General features: G+C 69.0%; 15 protein-coding genes. 9 read left to right on the top strand and 6 right to left on the bottom strand.

From position 1 onward, the window contains the following. Positions 1-8: 8 nt before the first annotated feature. Positions 9-833, bottom strand: a complete 825-nt coding sequence (locus AB5J62_RS05635; RefSeq protein WP_370950192.1) for a DUF72 domain-containing protein — start codon at positions 831-833, stop codon at positions 9-11. A gap of 204 nt (positions 834-1037) precedes the next feature. On the opposite strand from AB5J62_RS05635, the gene AB5J62_RS05640 reads away from it, so the two are divergent. From AB5J62_RS05640 to AB5J62_RS05650, 3 genes are all read left to right on the top strand, one after another. Further along, positions 1038-1871 (top strand): MarR family transcriptional regulator, encoded by an 834-nt coding sequence (locus AB5J62_RS05640; protein WP_370947036.1) that lies wholly within the window; start codon positions 1038-1040, stop codon positions 1869-1871. A gap of 259 nt (positions 1872-2130) precedes the next feature. Further along, complete coding sequence (locus AB5J62_RS05645; RefSeq protein ID WP_370947037.1) at positions 2131-3246, top strand: cytochrome P450; 1116 nt, start codon at positions 2131-2133, stop codon at positions 3244-3246. Positions 3247-3398: 152 nt separating this feature from the next. Then, complete coding sequence (locus tag AB5J62_RS05650) at positions 3399-4613, top strand: cytochrome P450 (protein WP_370947038.1); 1215 nt, start codon at positions 3399-3401, stop codon at positions 4611-4613. A 302-nt stretch (positions 4614-4915) separates the two neighbouring features. Here AB5J62_RS05650 and AB5J62_RS05655 read toward each other — a convergent pair whose 3' ends face one another. Together AB5J62_RS05655 and AB5J62_RS05660 are read right to left on the bottom strand one after the other, a co-directional pair. Next, on the bottom strand, positions 4916-5830 hold the full coding sequence (locus AB5J62_RS05655; RefSeq protein ID WP_370947039.1) for an MBL fold metallo-hydrolase: 915 nt from the start codon (positions 5828-5830) through the stop codon (positions 4916-4918). A 26-nt stretch (positions 5831-5856) separates the two neighbouring features. Beyond that, the gene (locus AB5J62_RS05660; protein WP_370947040.1) at positions 5857-6186 is read right to left on the bottom strand and encodes a helix-turn-helix domain-containing protein; all 330 of its coding nucleotides are present in this window, start codon (positions 6184-6186) and stop codon (positions 5857-5859) included. Positions 6187-6470: 284 nt separating this feature from the next. On the opposite strand from AB5J62_RS05660, the gene AB5J62_RS05665 reads away from it, so the two are divergent. Then, positions 6471-7112 (top strand): hypothetical protein, encoded by a 642-nt coding sequence (locus AB5J62_RS05665; protein ID WP_370947041.1) that lies wholly within the window; start codon positions 6471-6473, stop codon positions 7110-7112. A 179-nt stretch (positions 7113-7291) separates the two neighbouring features. Continuing rightward, the gene (locus AB5J62_RS05670) at positions 7292-7777 is read left to right on the top strand and encodes a hypothetical protein (RefSeq protein WP_370947042.1); all 486 of its coding nucleotides are present in this window, start codon (positions 7292-7294) and stop codon (positions 7775-7777) included. Positions 7778-8121: 344 nt separating this feature from the next. On the opposite strand, the gene AB5J62_RS05675 is transcribed toward AB5J62_RS05670, so the two are convergent. After that, the gene (locus tag AB5J62_RS05675) at positions 8122-12258 is read right to left on the bottom strand and encodes a LamG-like jellyroll fold domain-containing protein (protein ID WP_370947043.1); all 4137 of its coding nucleotides are present in this window, start codon (positions 12256-12258) and stop codon (positions 8122-8124) included. Between the two features lie 312 nt (positions 12259-12570). On the opposite strand from AB5J62_RS05675, the gene AB5J62_RS05680 reads away from it, so the two are divergent. From AB5J62_RS05680 to AB5J62_RS05695, 4 genes are read left to right on the top strand one after another with little or no spacing between them, the layout of a single operon-like run. Continuing rightward, complete coding sequence (locus tag AB5J62_RS05680; protein WP_370947044.1) at positions 12571-13590, top strand: D-isomer specific 2-hydroxyacid dehydrogenase family protein; 1020 nt, start codon at positions 12571-12573, stop codon at positions 13588-13590. Continuing rightward, on the top strand, positions 13583-14608 hold the full coding sequence (gene vanA / locus AB5J62_RS05685; RefSeq protein WP_370947045.1) for a D-alanine--(R)-lactate ligase: 1026 nt from the start codon (positions 13583-13585) through the stop codon (positions 14606-14608). The genes AB5J62_RS05680 and vanA overlap by 8 nt, the downstream gene beginning before the upstream one ends. Further along, entirely contained in the window at positions 14605-15222 is a 618-nt protein-coding gene (gene vanX, locus AB5J62_RS05690; RefSeq protein WP_370947046.1) for a D-Ala-D-Ala dipeptidase VanX, read from the top strand. Before vanA ends, vanX begins: the two co-directional genes overlap by 4 nt. After that, positions 15219-16319 (top strand): glycosyltransferase, encoded by a 1101-nt coding sequence (locus tag AB5J62_RS05695; RefSeq protein WP_370947047.1) that lies wholly within the window; start codon positions 15219-15221, stop codon positions 16317-16319. Before vanX ends, AB5J62_RS05695 begins: the two co-directional genes overlap by 4 nt. Here AB5J62_RS05695 and AB5J62_RS05700 read toward each other — a convergent pair. Both AB5J62_RS05700 and vanR-Sc read right to left on the bottom strand, forming a co-directional pair. After that, positions 16291-17367 carry a sensor histidine kinase gene (locus AB5J62_RS05700; protein ID WP_370947048.1) on the bottom strand — a complete coding sequence of 359 codons (1077 nt, stop codon included), beginning with the start codon at positions 17365-17367 and terminating at the stop codon, positions 16291-16293. The two genes, AB5J62_RS05695 and AB5J62_RS05700, sit on opposite strands and share 29 nt — an antisense overlap. Next, a complete protein-coding gene (gene vanR-Sc / locus AB5J62_RS05705; RefSeq protein WP_370947049.1) occupies positions 17360-18034 on the bottom strand; it encodes a VanSc-type vancomycin resistance response regulator transcription factor VanR in 675 nt (224 codons plus the stop codon). Before vanR-Sc ends, AB5J62_RS05700 begins: the two co-directional genes overlap by 8 nt. Positions 18035-18060: the final 26 nt, after the last annotated feature.

Below are 18060 nucleotides of genomic sequence, written 5' to 3' on the forward strand. Positions count from 1 at the left end.
CGGCCTGCTCAGAACAATGTCGCGGGCTCGATCGGCTCGGGTTCGGGTAGGGCTTCGAGACTGGGGACGAGTGCCCGGACGTCGTCGTGGAAGCGGCGGGCGAGCTCGGGTGCGTCGTTGTTGTCGGGGGTGTGCAGGAAGACCGTCGGCGAGCGGCCCTCGCGGAGCCAGCCCGCGACCGTTTCGGCCCATGGCTGCCAGCCGTTGACCGTCTCCTCGACCGAATCACGGCCCAAGTAGCGGATGATCGGCTGGTCGGTGAGGGCGTGCGTCCGGCGGGGGAGCCGGGGTTTCTTGGTCCAGGCGTCCTGCTCGGCCTCGCTGGTCGGCGGGCTCTGGAAGAAGACCGTGGTGTCGAACGGGACCCACTCGGCGTTCGCGGCGGCGAGTGCCGACTCCAGTCGTGCGGTGGCGCCGGTGTCGGTGAAGAACAAGGGGTGACGGACTTCCACGGCGCGGCGGCGGTTCGCGGGGAGTCTGCGCAGGAAACGGATGAGGGCGTCGACGTCCGAGGGGGCGAAGGCGCCGGGGAGCTGGGTCCAGAGGACCGCTCGGTCGCCCAGTGGCTCGATGGCGTCCAGGAACGTGCGCATCTCCGTCTCGACCGCGGCGAAGCGGCGCTCGTGAGTGACGAGCTTGGGGAGTTTGACGATGAAGCGGAAGTCGGGACCGGTCTGCTGGGCCCAGGTCTCGACGGTGGTGCGGGCGGGGGTCGCGTAGAAGGTGGTGTTGCCCTCGACCGCGTTGCACCAGCCCGCGTAGGCGCGCAGGCGCTCGGCCGCCGGCAGGGATTGCGGCAGGAAACGGCCGGGCCAGGCCTTGTGGTTCCACATCGCGCAGCCGACATGAAGACGCGGCACACCCTCGGTCATAGGTGGAAATTACTACCCGGGCGACCTGGTCACTCATGGTGACAGGATGCTCACCAAAAGATTTGAAAATTCTTGAAACCCGGGATGTCGAATCCCGGGGGTGCCGTTCGTGGAGTGGGTGAGTGGCCGCCAGTGAGGCGCCGCCGGAGCACACAGGAGATCGAAATGTCGCACCCCGCACCCGTCGCCCGCCGCATGTACGACCTGATCGAGCCGATCGGCGTGGTGCCCTACCTCACCGACGGCGCCGACGACGCGCTGATGGCGCTGGGCCTGCGCAACCAGTGGGACGCCTACTTCGCCGGGCGGGCCGCGCCGTTCGGCCGGTCCGTGCCCGCCGAGGTGGTGCACGCGGTCTTCTACAACTTCGCGCCCGGTGAAGTGGCACGCCACATCCCGAAGGTGTGGGAGCTGACCACACCGGAGGCGGCGCTGGAGGCGCGCGAGCGGGGCTGTGTCGCGGCGATCCGGCGGGTCGCCGGTGACCTCGCCGATGACCCCGGCGTCGCTCGCGCCGCGGACCTGCTGCTGAGGGCGGCGACCAGCGCGCCGGTCGAAGGACGCGCCCTGTTCGCCGCGCTGCGCAGGCTCCCGGTGCCGGAGGAGCCCGTGGCCCGGCTGTGGCACGCGGCCACCCTGCTGCGTGAGCACCGCGGCGACGGCCACAACGCCGCGCTGCTGACCGAGGGCATCGGCGGGACGGAGGCGCATGTGCTCTTCGCGCTGTCCATGGACATGCCCGCGCACGAGTTCGGCCGGGTCCACCACCTGCCCGCCGCGCAGCTGACCGCCGTCATCGACGGCATGCGCGACCGTGGCCTCGTCGGGGAAGACGGGTGGCTCACCGCCGAGGGCCGGGCGACGAAGGAACGTGTCGAGGCGATGACCGACCGGCTCGCCGAGGCGCCCTACAACGTGGTGAGCCCCGATGAGGTCGAGAGCCTCGTCGCCGACCTCACGCCGATCTCGGCCGCCATCCAGAAAGACTTCCCGTGGTGAAAAATGCCGTCCCGGATGATCGAATCACCGTATCCGTGAAAATTGTTCCGGCCACGCAGAGCGAGTGAGTGGACACGTAGCAATTCAGTGCACGCCTGGGTGACGCCATTCGGTCGAGAATGACCGCAACTGAATGCAGGAAAGTACTCGGAGGCCATTCGGTCGTCAGCGTCATGGGGTATTGACAGTCTCTTCGAGGCGGCGGTTAGCTGAGTTCCGGTTTTTCCTTTACCCATTGGGGTTGTTCGAGGGAGCGGGCATGGATACCGATCCGCTGGGGGTGCTCGGTGAGCTCCGCCGCGATCGCGGCGCGGTGTTCACCAGGCGACGCGGTGAGATCTACGTTTCCGATCCGGCGCTCGCGAAAGAGATATTGGCGAACAATGACGGCATTTTCCGGGAGCATTCCGATTTCTTCCGGATCAAGACGGGAAACTTCGCACCGCGGTCCGCTCAGGTCGAAATCGGGCGGGCCGCGCGGGTGCTGCTCCGGCGCCACGCGAACGACCACGCGGACGAATTACCCGCGCTCGTCTCCGGGCTGGCGCCGGGAAGTCAGTGGCCGGACGCGGGAAACCGGATCGTGTACGAGCATTTCCGCCCGGCGCTGATCGGCGCCGCGCCCTCGGCCGCGCTGCGCGCGGTGGTGGACCAGATCGTCGAACGGGCGGTGCTGGCCGGGGCGCGCGAGCGGTATTCCCGGTTCGCCCGCCACCGGTTCCGCGCCCGCGTGACACGGACACTGTGCGCGGAGATCGCCGCCCGGCGCGCGCGTCCCGCCGCCGAGCCCGCCGACCTGCTCGACGTCGTCGCGGCCGCGGCGACCGCGCGCACCCGTGACGCCGACCTCGCCGAGGTGTTCCTTTCCTGCCTGTTCGCGGTCGCGGGCTCGGTCGGTTTCCTGCTCGGCTGGTCGCTCTACCTGGTGGGCACCTCGGACGAGGAGCCCGCGCACCCGGCGTGGGTGGTGCGCGAGGCGCTGCGGTTGTGGCCGGTGGCGTGGCTGTTCGGCCGCACCCCCAACCGTGAGCACCAGCTCGCCGAACTCACCGCGAAACCCGCCGACGAGGTCGTCGTCTGCAGTTACCTCGTGCACCGCGATCCCGCGCACTGGACCGAACCGGACGAGTTCCGCCCCGACCGGTGGGCCGAGGGCGCGGGCCAGGAGGCGTTCATCCCGTTCGGCTGGGGACCGCACGCCTGCACCGGCGCCGGCGTCGCGACCCAGGTGACCGAGGCACTCGTCGGGCTGATCACCTCGGCCTACCGGCTCCACGTCACCGCACCGACGTCCCGGCCCCAGGTCTCGGCGGCGCTCGCGCCACCGAGGTTCCACCTGCGGCTGGACCCCGTTTCGCCGCCTGAGGGGAGGTGAGCACCTTGTCGAAGATCTTCCGCGCCACGCTGTCCGCGCTGAACATCCGCAAGTCCGACCGGCAGTACCGCTGGTACCTGTACCACCACATCTGACCGACCGGCGGGGAGCGGCCGGACGGCCCGCTCCCCGCCCCGGCGACCGGAGTACCGATGGACCCGGATGTGCTGCGCGACCTGCGCGGGCCGAGCGCGGCCGCGGGCGGCGTGTTCTGGCAGACCGAGCGGCAGCTCATGGTGTTCGACGCCGACGCCGCCGCGCAGGCCAACACCGACAACTACGCCGACCTGACGCTGCCCGACCGCCTGCGCGACCTCCTGCTGCGCAGGCCCAGCACCCCGGTCTCCTGGAAACGCGTCCGCTCGGCCTGGATGACCCAGCTGCGCACACTCGGCGGCGAAGCGGGCCTCGCCGCGCTGGACGCCAGGATGGATTCGCTCCTGCGCGCCCGGACCGGCGTGCCCGTGAACCTGCCATGGCTCGCCCACGAGGTCAGTTTCCGCTCCCTGCTCCCGATCGTGCTCGACGGACTGTCCCCATCGGACAGTGCGAAGATCACCGAAGACGCGATCGCGAAACTCGCCAGGCTGCTGGGCGAGGCCGTCGAAGACCCGCCATGGTGGCGCTCATGGCGCCCACTGTCCATTCAGGTCAAAGCGGGCCTGGTCGTCCGCCGCGCACTGCGCCGCCGCTCGCGTGACCCTCGCGCGGACCTCACCCAGCCGATCGCCGAACTACTCGGCGAGCTCGGCATGGACCGCGCCGTCGACGCCGTCACCGCCGTCCTCACCGCGATCGCCGGCCCGCCCGGCGCGGCCGAGGGCTGCGTCATGTACGAGCTGGTCACCCGCCCCGACTGGGCGGACCGCCTCGCCGCCGAGTTCGCCTCGGTGAGCACCGCCGAGCTGTACGGCTCCGGCACCCGCTGCGCGCCCGTGGCACACCGGTTCGTGAAGGAAGTGTTGCGCCGCTGGACCTCCCCGACGATGTTGACCCGCAGCGTGCGCACCCCGATGTGCGTGGCGGGCCACGACCTCGCGGTCGGCCAGCACTTCGTGCTCAGCCCGGCGATGGTGCACCAGGACCCCAGGCACTGGCCCGACCCCGAGGTCTTCGACCCCGACCGCTGGCTGCCCGGTGCGTCCCACGGGCCGGCGGGCGGCCAGCACTACGTGCCGTTCGGCTGGGCGCCGACCGCGTGCGTCGGTGCCGGGCTCGGCCTGTGTCAGCTGGTGCTGCTGTGCCGCCTGCTGTGCACGACCTACCGGATCGAGCTGCCGGCTTCGGCCGCGCCGGTCATGGCGATCGGGCCGGTGCCGATGGCGGTCGGCTTCGACGGCGTCGTGAGAGTTGCGGGCGGTTATTGAGCGGAAACGCGAAGGTGGCGTGATCGTCGGCTCGGCGTGGGGGTCGTGAGTGGTATGGCCGGTTCTAACCGGTCTAAACACTCACGACCCCTTCTCGGCTGCCCCGTCCGCGGCAGGGGCGTGGTCGGGCTTGGGTGAGGGCCTCCTTCACCCGAACCGAGCGTGGATGAAGGCTCCCCTCGTACCTGGCTCTCGCACCTGGATGAGTTCCGAGGACCTCGGGGAAGCCCGAAAGCCACTTTCGGCAGGTGCTATCTGACGAAAGTGGCTTTCGGGCTACGGCGGGGGAGGTGTGGCCTCGGCTAGTAGTCCCAAACCGTTGGTACGAAACGGAAAGCGTTGCCTGCGGTGGCCACGTGGCAGACCGACGGGAACGGCAGGTGGGTCGCCACCAGTTGTTCGCCGCTCGCCGCCAGCTCTGTCAGCAGGCGGACTCGGACGCGGGCCGATTCCTCCGGGTCGTGCTCGAAACCGTTGTGCCACCCCGGGTTCTCGAAGCCGGGCTGGAACACGGCGTCGCCCGCGAACGTCAGGCTGTCGCCGCCGGACTCCAGCCGGACGATGCTGTGGCCGGGAGTGTGCCCGCCGGTGCGGCGGATCAGCACGCCAGGCGCCACCTCGTACTCGGTCTCGAACGGCCGCAGCCGGCCGCGGTACACCTCGAGGAAGCGTGAGGCGGTCGTCCTGAGCACGTCGGGAACCGGCGCGGGCATGTCGGTGCGCGAGAAGTCGGGGGCTTCCCAGAATTCGGCTTCGGCGGAGGCGAGATGGACTCGGAGATCCGGGCGGAGCCTGCCGCGCAGGCCGTCGACGAGCAGGCCGCCGATGTGGTCCATGTGCAGGTGGGTGAGCACCACGTCGGTCACCGACGCCGGGTCGATGCCGGCGGCGTCCAGCCGCGTGGCCAGCCGGCCTGCCCTCGGAAAGCCCGGAAACTCCGTGCCCAGGCCGGAATCGATGAGAATGGTCCGGCCGCCGCTGCGCACGACAGCCACGTTCAGCGGCCAGTCGAGCATGTCCAGCGGCAGGAACATCTCGCGCAGCCAGGCGGTCAGCTCGGACGGCGGCACGTTGGTGGCCATCGTCGAGGCGGTGATCGGCAGTACCCCGTCGCTGATGACCAGCACGTCGATGTCGCCGACTTTCAGCGCGTACCGTGAGGGAACGATTTCGTCGAGCCCCGGTTTGGCGGGGCTTTCGGTGGTGAGCCGGCTCAAGTTCTTCTCCCTTGGCGAGACAACGTTCATCTGCCAAGACAGGGCGGCGTCCCGGTTTGTGACAGCCGTGCTTGCCCGGTGCGAACTTCTCGGCCTGCCGAGGCGGACAGCGCCGCGCTGATCAGCAGTTCGTGTTCGGCCGGGCCCAAGGACAACGCGTCGGCCAGGCGATGGACCGACATCAGCTGTGGATTGCGGTGCTTACCGGTTTCCCATCGGCGGATCGTCCGCTCCGACAGGCCTGCTTTGTCGGCCAGTTCCTTCTGTGTCAACGTTCTTCGTTCGCGATAGCGTCGCAAGATGTCCCCAAATTGGTTGATCACGGTGCCGCGGCCCCTCCCGCGCTCGACGATCACTCCCCTGTCGGCGACAGTAGCGCAAGTGGCGTCCTCGATGCACTGGATTCCGTGAAGGCGCTTTCTCGCGGCCGGACATAGATGGCCGGTGTCATTCACTGGCGACCGCCATCAGGTCGGCGGCAGTATGGAGGTTGCCGCTCGTGACGCTGGGGGAAGGGTCGCGAGGCAATGAACTGGGGTGTCCTTCCCTCTCGTTCCACTGACTTTGACCGGCATTGTTCCCGGCTGTCTTTGTCATGCGGTGGCGGTGTCGAATGTGTGCCAACAAGAGATGGGGAAAGATGAAATCGAAAGCCAAGCGTTTTGTCCAACTGACCGTGACCGCGCTCGGTGCGGCCGGTATCAGTGCGCTGACCCTTGTCGCCCCCGCCGGGGCCGCACCGGCGCCGGCAGGTGAATCCGCAGGTCAGCAGCAGGAGCTGCGGCAGGGCATGTACGTGGCGGGGTTCAACGAGGAGGTGGCGAAGGCCAACGGGTACAAGATCGTCACCTATCCCAACGGTGACCGGCAGTCGGTTCCGGCTGACCCCGATTCCAAGCTGCCCAAGAGCCCGATTCTGAGCCACACGGCGAACACGGACGCGGCTCCGGCGAATTCGGACTACGACCGAGTGCAGGGGAATTGTGGCTCCTCGTGGATCGCCGTACGGCAGACCGGCCCCAGCAACGTGCAGGTCGGCAGTGGTTTTTCGGTGTACACCGGTACCGTCAGCCACAGCTGGACGGTGGCGCTCAGCGACGCCAACGGCACGTCCCACCAGAGCGGTCCGAGCAGACCGACCAACGGGACATGGGCGTGGACCTGGAGCAACCTGTACCAGCGCTCCTACACCTTTGACCACGTGAGCAGCGGTGTGGCGCAGCTTGTCGACGGCGTCGTCTGCTACGCGGGCCGCCCGTCCGTTTCGATCAGCGGATTGTAAAGCGTGAAGTGACGAGCACGGGTGGAGTTCCACTCGCCGCGTGGAATTCCACCCGTCCGCTCACCCGAAATTCAGGACCGCCGATTCGCGATCGAAGGTATCTTGGTTCTATGCACACAGGCGCCTGGCAAGGACCGCCCACCGACATATTGGGTCACCCTGTTCCGATCCCGCAGTTCGTGGTCAGGACGAGCGACACGGTCGTCGCGCTGCAGCATGTCCTCGCATTTCCCGAAGGCTGTGTTTTCGCCGTGCAAGTCGCCGTCCGGCGGGGTGCGGCGGATGAGCCCACCTGGAAAGCGTTGACCGACAGGCATTCGACGCGCGGTTTCCCACCGGAGCCGACTGAAGTCGACATGAAATTCGGTGTCCGCTTTCCGGATGGCTCGAACGCCACCACGGTCGGCAACGCCGTCGGCGGCTGGGCGACGCCGGCCGAGCGGCCGCCTGCTCCCCGGCTTGTCGAGGCGGGCGGGGGATACAGCAGCGACGACCGGCACTACCAGGGTGACCAAAGCCTGTGGCTGTGGCCGCTGCCCCCACCCGGCCCCTTCGAGTTCGTCATCGAATGGCGGAACTGGGGGATCGACGCCACCGCGACGACCCTGGACGGAAGCGCGATCCGTCATGCGGCGGACCAGGCCCGGCCCTACTGGGGGTCGTGAGTAGTACGGCCGGTTATTGGCTGGAAGGGCAAGTGTGGCGGGCGAGTGGAACCTTTGCTGCGTTAGATGCAGCAGAGGTTCCACTCGCCCGCGGCGGGCCGGGCCGTTGTGGGGGTCGTGAGTGGTAGCCGGTTCTAACCGGTCTAAACACTCACGACCCCTTGCCCTCGCCTGGCCAGATCGTGAGCGAGGGGTTCCCTGCTGCACCCAACGCAGCAGGGAACCCCTCGTTCAGCCACTCGCGGCACGTCCGAGCCTCGCGAGGTGACCTCGTCAGCCAGGCCTTACTGGGGGTCGTGAGCGTTGCGGGCGGTTAGAACCGCCCGCAACGCTCACGACCCTGGTCAGCGGGCGGCCGTGGCCCAGTTCGCGCCGGTCGCGAGGTAGCCGATGCGGCCGAGGAGGCGCTGGCCTTCACAGGTCTCGGACTGGGAGTCGAACCGCTCGTTCCACGTGTTCGTGGCGCAGCCGTAGAGCGGCGCGGTGTTCAACCCGGCCGGTGGTTCGGCCCAGATCCAGCCCATCACCTTGACCTGCGTCTTGCCCTCGCAGTTCGCGTCGGTCGAGGTGAACGCGTCGTTGCCGTCGCGGCACAGGCGCAGCGGGACCGTGCCTTCCTGGGCGACCAGTGAGACCAGGCCGACCGGGCCCTCGCGGCGGTAGCCGGGCGGGACGTCGGAGACCTCGGTGAGGTGGTCGGCCGTGGTGGCGCCGTCGACCCGGATGTGGCGGGCCAGCTCCGAGTAGGCCAGCGAATAGCCGAGCAGCGCCTCCTGCGTGTTGCCTTCGCAGCCGGGGTCCGTCGACTCGAAGTGCTCGCCGGGTTTGACGGTCTTCAGGATGCACCGGTAGATGGGCCGGGTGACCTGGTCGGCGGGCGGGTTGACGTACAGCGCGCCGAGTACGCCGAGCACGCGCTGGTTCTCGCAATCGGCCTTGGCGGAGGTGAAGGTGTCCTTGCCGTAGAGGCAGGTGTACACGACACGGGTGCCGGGTGTGCCGACCGGCACCAGCCTGCCGAGCGGGGCCTGCAGGCGGTAGTCGCCGGCCACCTCCGGCTGGTTGGTGGTGTAGAACTCGACGTCGGAGTTGACGTAGCGGTTGAGCGCTCGGCCCGCGGTGCGGTCGGGGAGCGGATAGCGGTATTCGTCGCCGATCTCGTCCTCGGTGCGCACGCCTCGGTACACGCGGACCTCGTCGATGCTCCCGCGGAACTGGTTGAGCACGCCCGGCGCGGCGCGCCCGGCCCAGCTGCCCGCGACGCGCAGGAGCAGGCCCGGCTGGCGGACGGTCTCGAATGGCTTGTCGGGCAGGCGTTTCGCCGCGATCTGGACGCCGTCGGCGTAGAGGCGAAGCTCGGGTGTGGTCGCGTCGAACACGGCCGCCAGGTGGGTCCACCCGGGGTGGGGCGCGCCGTTCGAAACCGCCTCGTACCAGCCGGGATCGGCGGCGCTGGTCGAGCTGATCCGGAACACCCATTTGCCCCGCGAGCCGTCGTAGAGGACCTCGGTGCCGCTGGGACCCCAGGCGGCGTCCATGCTCAGCACGGTCTGCGAGCTGGTGTCGAGTGTCTTCGGCAGCGCCCACGCGCTCAGCGTGTAGCTGCTGGCGGACGGCACGGCCGTGCCCTCGATCGTGGCGGTGCCCGTGGTGGTGGCGACGAGGCCCTGGGTGCCGTTGCGGCCGGGACCCCAGCTCGCGCCGCCGCTCAGCGTCGCCTGGCGGAAGGAGCCCGCGACCTCGGTGCTCGTGGTGCCGGTGCCCTCGTCGAAGGCGAGCGTGGTCTCCGGCACGGCGGGCGTCCCGGCCAGCTTGTCGATCTCGGTGGCGTTCGCCACCTGCAAATCCGACAGCGTGCGGCTGTACGTCCGCACCTCGTCGATGCTGCCCGACCAGGTGTCGCCGAACTTGCCGTCCCACTGCCCGCCGCCGAACCGCGCGGGCCCGTCGGCGGACCACTGGGTCGTGTGCGGCGCCGTGGCGGCCTCGATTCCGTCGACGTACAAGATGATCCGCTGCTCCGACGGGTTGTAGACCCCGGTCAGCTGGGTCCAGACGCCGATGGTCGCCTTCGGTGCCAGCGCCACGTCCAGGTTCGGCAGCTCGCCGCCCGCGTTGCGGCCGTCACGGGTCGCCATGAAGAAGCTCCACGACCTCGAATCGCCGTGGTACCCGAGCGCGTAGCCGCTGTTGGACTTGCCGTCCTGGCTCACCGCGGTGTGGAAACCGGCGCCGGGATCGGTGTCGAGGCGCACCCAGGCGCTGACCGAGAAACCGGCCGGAGTCCACAGTGGACGGGTGGTGCCGACGGGGAAGCCGCCGTCGGTGCCGTTCCTCAGCGCTTTGCCGACGCGGCCGCTCACCCAGGCGGCGCCGCGGTCAGGGAACGTCCCGTTGCGCGTGCCCTTGACGTCGAGCAGGTCGCGGTAGTCGCTGTGGCCGTCGAGGCGCCAATGCGAGGTCGGCGGGGTCGGGACACCCACGCGGAACTCGTACTTCTTGGTGTTGGCCTCGGTGCCCATGTTGCCCGCGAAGTCGTAGGAGGTGACTTCGAGCGTGTGCGGGTCCTCGGTCAGCGGGGTGATCCGCGCGGTCGCCTTGCCGCCGACCGCGGCCACCGTGCGGAAGTCCGAACCGGACAGCCGGTAGCGGAACCCGGCCACGTCGGTGACCCCGTTGGCGTCGAACTGGAAGTCACCGCTCTGGCCGGGCGCGCCGCCGTCCGGGCCGGTGCCGCGCTCGGGATAGAGCGTCGACGACACCAAGGGCGGCTTGTTCGGCGGGGTGACGTCGACGATGAAGTTGCAGGGCCCCGAGTAGCCGGACCAGACGCCGTGGGTGTCCTTGGCGACGACCCGCCACTCGTACTTCTCGCCGCTGCCGACGAAGCGGCCGAGGTCCACCTGCACCCGGAACCAGCCGCCCGAATCCTGTTGCGGTGTCAGCGTTGTCGTCCACGGGGTGTCGGGGTTGCCTCGCTTACGCCACTCGAACTGCGCCTGCACGCGGTCGCCGTCCGGATCGTCGACCCACGCCGACACGATGGGCTTCGCGGTGCTGATGTACATCTCGTCCGTGCCCTGCGCGCACCCCGGCTTGGGCTCGCCGGTCAGCCCGCTCGGGTTGAGCGGCGCCCGGTTGTAGGTGACGGTCAGCTTGGTGTCCCACGGCTTGAACTTCTTCCACGCGTAGGAATCCCCGCGTTCCTGCTCCTCCGTCGCGCCCGGCGGCTTCATCATGAACGTCACCGAGGACTTGCCCTCGTTGACCGCGGCCGTGACGCCGCCGCTGACGTTGAATCCGACCCAGTCCTGCGGGCAGTTCGAGTTGTACCCGTGCGCCTCTTCCTTGCTGTCCTGCCACGCGAGGATCCCCGGCTGGTTGTTCCAGGACGTCGAGCCGTCGTACGCGCCGGTGCGGTAGAGCTCGACCCATCGCTTCGTGCAGGAAGGCGACCAGGATTCGAGGAAGCTCGCCGACGCGCTGAGCACCTGCTTGCCCGCCAGGTCCCTGATGTCCCACTGGTAGTACGTCCGGACGTGCACCTTGGGGACGTCGTAGTCGCTGAAGCCGACCTTGGCGATGTTGTCGCCGTCGCCGTTCCAGTAGTTGTTGCCGCGGTACGCCGCGGGCACCGCGTAGACCAGGCCGAAGCCTGCCAGGTTCGGTGTCCAGTCCGGGTCGATCTCCACCGGGAACACCGTCGCCGGGTCGCTCAGCAGCGCCTGATCGGGCGTCAGCACCAGCTTGCCGTCCGTGACCCCGGTCTGGACGACCGCGCGCCGCTGCTTGCCCGCGTCCCACATTTCCGGCGTCGGCGCCTGGAAGACGGTCACGCCCTTGTCGTCGACCGCGGTCAGCGCGCCGGTCTTCTCCACACGCAGCGAGATTCCCTCGGTCCGAAGTCCGAATCGGACGGTCTTCAGTTCGGGATTCTTCGCCGCCTCAGGGGTTTTCACGATCAGCGAATGCGAGAAACCGTCACGCTTCGCGACGACCTTGAGGTCCACTCCCGGGAAGACTTCGGGATAGGTGGCGGTTTCCTGATCGAGTACGGGCGCGGGCAGGTCTTTCGGCCAAGTGAGGCTGAACCTCTTGCCTGGCGCGCCGAATCGCACGACCGGCGTCTTGCCACCCGCGGAGAACTCGACCGGGACCGAGGTCGCGCCGGGCAGTACGGCGGCGCCTTGGCGGGCGAGCTTGGTGTCGATGTCGGCCCAGCCGTCGCCTTTGCGCACCCGGACCGGGCTCAGCGCCTGTTCCAGTTTCATGGTGCCGTCGGGCTCGGCGAAGACCTGCGTGGTTTCGGTCCGCTGGTCGAGCGCCTCGACCTGCTTGCCGGAGGCACGGGCCGCGGCGGCGGCGCCCGCGGTGGTCGCGTGTTCGGTGATCGGCGGTCCGGGCGCGGCGGCCGCGACCGGCGTGGTCAGCAGACCGGCCGCCAGCGCGGCGGCCACGAGCGGGATGAGACGTCTTCGCACCGAAACCCCCAGAGAATCCGGAACATGGATGATGGAAAACTGGTAAAAAGGTGACTTTCCGGCGGGATCCGGAGGTCGCTGACCGGGATCGTGCGGAGCGTCGATGTCACATCACTGGCACGCCGCTGTCGGCGCCACCGGTTTCAACCACGCCTGAAACGGGTCGTGAGTGGCACGGCCGGTTCTAACCGGCGAAAACACTCACGACCCCCTGAGCGCGGGGCGAGCAGACGTTACTGGTCGGTAGCTTATCGTCGGCGTATCGAAAAGCGGATACGTGGTGGCAACGTCGTCCTGGGTTGACTGGGCGGTATGAGCTACAGCGAAACGGGGATTCGCCCGCGGTCGCCGGTGCGGCCGGCCGGGACGGCGGTGGGGATCACGATCTACGGGTGCGGGCCGGACGAGGCCGCGCTGTTCCGGGAGCTGGCGCCGCGCTGTGGTGTGCTGCCGACCATCACCGAGGCCGCGATCACCGAGGCGACCGTCGCGCTGGCGGCCGGGAACCGGTGCGTCAGTGTCGGGCACAAGACGCCGATCACGCACGCCACGTTGCGGGCGCTCAGCGGGCTCGGTGTGGTGTACGTGTCGACCAGGAGTGTCGGGTTCGATCACATCGACGTGGCGTACGCGGAGAGCCTGGGGGTTTCCGTGGGCAACGTCGCCTATTCGCCGGACAGCGTCGCCGACTACACGGTGATGCTGATGCTCATGGCCATCAGGAACGCCAAGGAAACCGTCAGGCGCGCGGATGTCCATGACTACCGGCTGCACGCGGTGCGGGGGAAAGAACTGCGGGATCTGACGGTCGGGGTGATCGGGACCGGGCGGATCGGGGTCGCGGTCATGGATCGGCTGCGGGGGTTCGGGTGCCGGGTGCTGGCCTATGACCGGCTTCCGCAGAACTCCGCCGATTACGTTCCGCTCGACGAATTGTTGCAGCTGAGCGACATCGTCACGCTGCACACTCCGCTCAACGCCGAGACGCACCATCTGCTGGATTCCCCAAGAATCGCGCAAATGCGACGCGGCGCTTTCGTCGTCAATACCGGGCGCGGGCCGCTCGTTGACGCGGAGGCTCTTGTTGAAGCGTTGGAAAGCGGCAAGCTCGGCGGCGCCGCGCTGGACGTGGTCGAAGGCGAGGAAGGGATCTTCTACGCCGACTGGAGTGACCGGCCGCTGGGCAGCGAAGTCCTCTCGCGGCTGCAGAAGATGCCGAATGTGCTGATCACCCCGCACACCGCCTATTACACGGATCACGCGCTGAGTGACACCGTCGAGAACAGTCTCATCAATTGCCTGACTTTCGAAAGTGGGAACCACCATGGATAGGGTGAAGGTCGGAATCATCTTCGGGGGCGCCACCGAGGAGCATCCCGTTTCCGTCAAATCCGCGCGAGAGGTCGCGAAACACCTCGATTTCGGCAAGTACGAGCCCGTCTGGATCGGGATCACGAAGACCGGCGCCTGGCGGCTGTGCGACGGGCCCGCCGAGGGCTGGGAGGACGACAGCCGTCCGGCCGTGCTGTCGCCGGACGGGTTGCTGGTGCTGGACGACGGGCAGTACAAGTCGATCGGGCTGGACGTCGTGTTCCCCGTGCTGCACGGCAGGCTGGGGGAGGACGGCGCGGTGCAGGGTTTACTGGAACTCGCCGGCGTCCCGTACGTCGGCTGTGACGTCCAGAGTTCCGCGCTGTGCATGGACAAATCGCTGGCCTACTTGGTCGTCGAGAGCGCGGGAATCGCGACGCCGAGCTTCTGGACGCTCATGCCGGGCGAAGACGCGGACCCCGGGCAGTTCCTCTATCCCGTGTTCGTGAAGCCCGCCCGGTCGGGATCTTCCTTTGGTGTCACCAAGGTTTCGGGCCCGGAGGAGCTGGCGGGCGCGGTGGAGGCCGCGCGGCGGTACGACTCGAAGGTGCTGATCGAAGAGGCGGTCGTGGGCAGTGAGATCGGCTGTTCCATTCTGGGGAACGAGGAGGAGTTGATCGCGGGGGAGCTGGACCGGGTCGCGCTCACGCACGGGTTCTTCAAGATCCACCAGGAGTCCAACCCGGAAAGTGGTTCGGAGAACTCGACGTTCATCGTGCCCGCGGACATCCCGGACGAGGCGCGCACACTCGTGCGGGAGACCGGCAAGGCCATCTATCGTGCGCTCGGGTGCCGGGGACTGGCACGGGTGGACATGTTCCTGAAGGAGGACGGGACGGTGGCTCTCAACGAGGTCAACACCATGCCGGGGCTGACCTCCTACAGCCGGTATCCGCGGATGATGGCCGCCGCCGGGTTGCCGCTCGGCGAGGTGATCGACCGGATGATCGCACTGGCGCTGACAGGGAAATCGCGGTGAACGAGGATTTCGTGTTCGTGGACGAGGCGGCGCCGGGTATCCGGTGGGACGCCAAATACGCGACCTGGGACAACTTCACCGGCAAACCGGTCGACGGCTATCTCGCCAACCGCGTGGTCGGCACGAAGGCGCTGTGCGCGGCGCTGGAGTGCGCGCAGGAGAAGGCGGAGTCGCTCGGCTTCGGGCTGCTGCTGTGGGACGGCTACCGGCCGCAGCGTGCCGTGGACAACTTCCTGCGGTGGTCGCTGGGACCTGAGGACGGCCGCACGAAGCAGCGGCACTATCCGAACATCGACAAGACACAGATGTTCGAAAAGGGTTATGTGGCCGCGAAATCAGGGCACAGCCGGGGGAGCACCGTCGACCTGACGCTCTATCACCTCGACACCGGCGAGCTCGCCGCGATGGGTGGTGACCACGATCTGATGGACGCGATCTCGCATCACGGCGCCAGCGGGATCACCGGGGCCGAAGCCGCGAACCGGCTGCACCTGCGCGCCATCATGGAGACCTGCGGATTCCGGCCGTACGAAAGGGAATGGTGGCACTACACGCTGCTGGACGAGCCGTATCCGGACGCGTACTTCGACTTCCCCATCGGGCCGCAGGCGTGACCGCACCCCGGGTCGTGGTCGCGGGCGGGCATTCGGCGGGGCACATCGAGCCGATGATGAACTTCGCCGACGCGTTGCGGCGGCTGGCGCCGTCGGCCGAGATCACCGCTCTCGGCACCGTGCGCGGGCTGGACACCACGCTCATCCCGGCACGCGGCTACCCGCTCGAACTCATCCCGCCCGTGCCGCTGCCCCGCGAGCTGAATCCGGCTCTGCTGCGCACGCCCGGCAGGCTGGCCGATTCCGTGCGGGCGGCCGTCGCGGTGCTCGACCGGGTCCGGGCCGAGGCCGTGGTCGGGTTCGGCGGCTACGTGGCGATGTCCGCCTACCTCGCCGCGCGACGGCGTGGCCTGCCGATCGTCGTCCACGAGGCGAACGCGCGTCCCGGCATCGCCAACCGGCTGGCGGCACGGCTGACGGAGCACGTGTTCACGGCCGCGCCCAACGTCCGGCTGCCGCACGCGACCGCCATCGGGATCCCGGTGCGGCAGGGGATCACCGGGCTCGACCGGGCCGCGTCGCGTGCCGAGGCCCGGCAGCGGTTCGGCCTGCGCCCCGACGGGCCGGTGCTGCTGGTCACGGGTGGTTCGCAAGGTGCGCGGACGATCAACGCCGCCGTGTCCGGCGCAGCCGTGGCGCTGCGGGCGGCCGGGGTGCAGGTACTCCACATCACCGGACGGAAGCACGCGGTGGTGGTGCCGGACGGCGAACCGCCTTACGTGGTCGTCCCGTACGTCGACGAGATGCGCTACGCCTACGCCGCCGCCGATTTCGTGGTCTGCCGCTCAGGAGCGATGACTTGCGCTGAGCTGGCCGCGGTCGGCCTGCCCGCCGCGTATGTCCCGCTGCCGTTGCGAGGGGGCGAGCAGCGGCTGAACGCCGAGCCGGTCGTCGCGGCTGGTGGTGCGCTGCTCGTCGACGACGCCGACTTCGACCCGGCCTGGATCGAGGCCACGTTGATCCCGGTGCTCGCCGATCCCGGGCGGCTCGCGGCGATGGCGGCCCGCGCGTCGGCGGCGGGCGCGTCCGACGCCGACGTGGTGCTGGCCGGGCACGTGCTCGCCGCGATCACGGAGCGGCGGGCAGCCGCACGGTGACGGTGAGCCCGCCCGCCGCACGCGGGGTGACGCTGAGCGTGCCGTCGTGCGCGCGGGTGATGCTGGCGACGATCGCCAGCCCGAGCCCGACACCCGCGTGATCGCCGCGGGTGCGTTCGGCGCCGCGCTGGAACGGCTCGACCAGCGTGGCGGCCAAGTCCAGGGAGATCCGCTTGCCGGTGTTCTCGACGGTGAGCTCCACCGTCTCGGGGCGGACGTAGGTCGTGACGTGGACCGTGCCCCGCTCAGGCAGGTTGTGGACGATCGCGTTGTGCACGAGGTTCGTGGTCAGCTGCAGCAACAGCGACGGCGAGCCGACGGTCCGCGCCTGGTCGCCGGACGTCTCGATGGTGATCCCGCGTTCCTCCGCGAGTGCGAGCAGTGTTTCCGTGGCTTCTTCGGCCTTGAGCGACAAGTCGACGGGTTCGCGGGCGAACGCGCGCTGGTCGGCGCGGCTGAGCAGGAGCAGCGCCTCGGTGAGGTCGATCGCCCTGGTGTTGACGACGTGCAGGCGCTCGAGGAGCTCGTCGTGGTCGCGCTCGGCGCGTGCCACGTCGAGCAGCGTCCGCGAGACCGCCAGCGGCGTGCGCAGCTCGTGTGACGCGTTGGCGGCGAACCTGCGTTGTTCGGCGATGTGCGCTTCGAGCCTGCCGAGCATCGTGTCGAAGGCGTCGGCGAGTTCGCGGAACTCGTCGTCGCGGCCCGGCAGCCGGATGCGGTGCGAGAACCGTCCTTTCGCGACGGTGCGGGTGGCCTCGGTGATGCGGTCCAGCGGCGCGAGCATCCGGCCGGCGAGCAGCCAGCCGCCGAGCACACCGAAGACCAGCAGGAAGATCAGCACCAGGCCCATGAACGGCAGGAACGCGCGGACGAGGATCGACCGGTTGATCCAGAAGTAGTCGCTGTTGGTGGTGATCCAGCCGCTGGGCAGGAAGTACAGGTAGAAGACCAGCACGCCCCCGAGCAGCAGGACACCGGCGAGCATGAGGAAGCCGGCGTAGCTCAGGGTGAGCTTGAGCCGGACGCTGAGCCCGCGCTTCCTATCCATCGGTGTCGCCCTCGTCGATGCGGTAGCCGACGCCGGGCACCGTGGCGATCAGCCAGGGCTCGCCGAGCCGCTTGCGCAGCGCCGAGACCGTGATGCGCACGGCGTTGGTGAACGGGTCGGCGTTCTCGTCCCACGCCCGTTCCAGCAGCTCCTCGGCGCTGATGACACCGCCCTCGGCGGCGACCAGCACCTCGAGCACGGCGAACTGCTTCCTGGTCAGCGCGACGTAGCGGCCGTCGCGATAGACCTCGCGGCGGAACGGGTCCAGCCGCAGGCCCGCGATCTCCCGCACCGGCGGCCTGCTGTGGGCGCGCCTGCGGTCCAGCGCCCGCAGCCGGAGCACGAGCTCACGCAGCTCGAACGGCTTGGTGAGGTAGTCGTCGGCGCCGAGCTCGAACCCGGACGCCTTGTCGTCGAGCCGGTCGGCCGCGGTCAGCATCAGGATCGGCATGCCGCTGCCGGACGCGACGATCCGCTTGGCGACCTCGTCGCCAGAGGGGCCGGGGATGTCCCGGTCCAGCACGGCGATGTCGTAGGCGTTGACGCTCAGCAGCTCCAGCGCCGTGTCACCGTCACCCGCGATGTCGGACGCGATCGCCGCCAATCGCAGGCCGTCGCGGACCGCTTCCGCCAGATAGGGCTCGTCCTCGACGATCAAGACACGCACACCGTGGACGGTACGTGCCCGGCCCT

It is taken from the genome of Amycolatopsis sp. cg5, assembly GCF_041346955.1.
In the GTDB taxonomy this organism is placed as follows: Bacteria; Actinomycetota; Actinomycetes; order Mycobacteriales; family Pseudonocardiaceae; genus Amycolatopsis.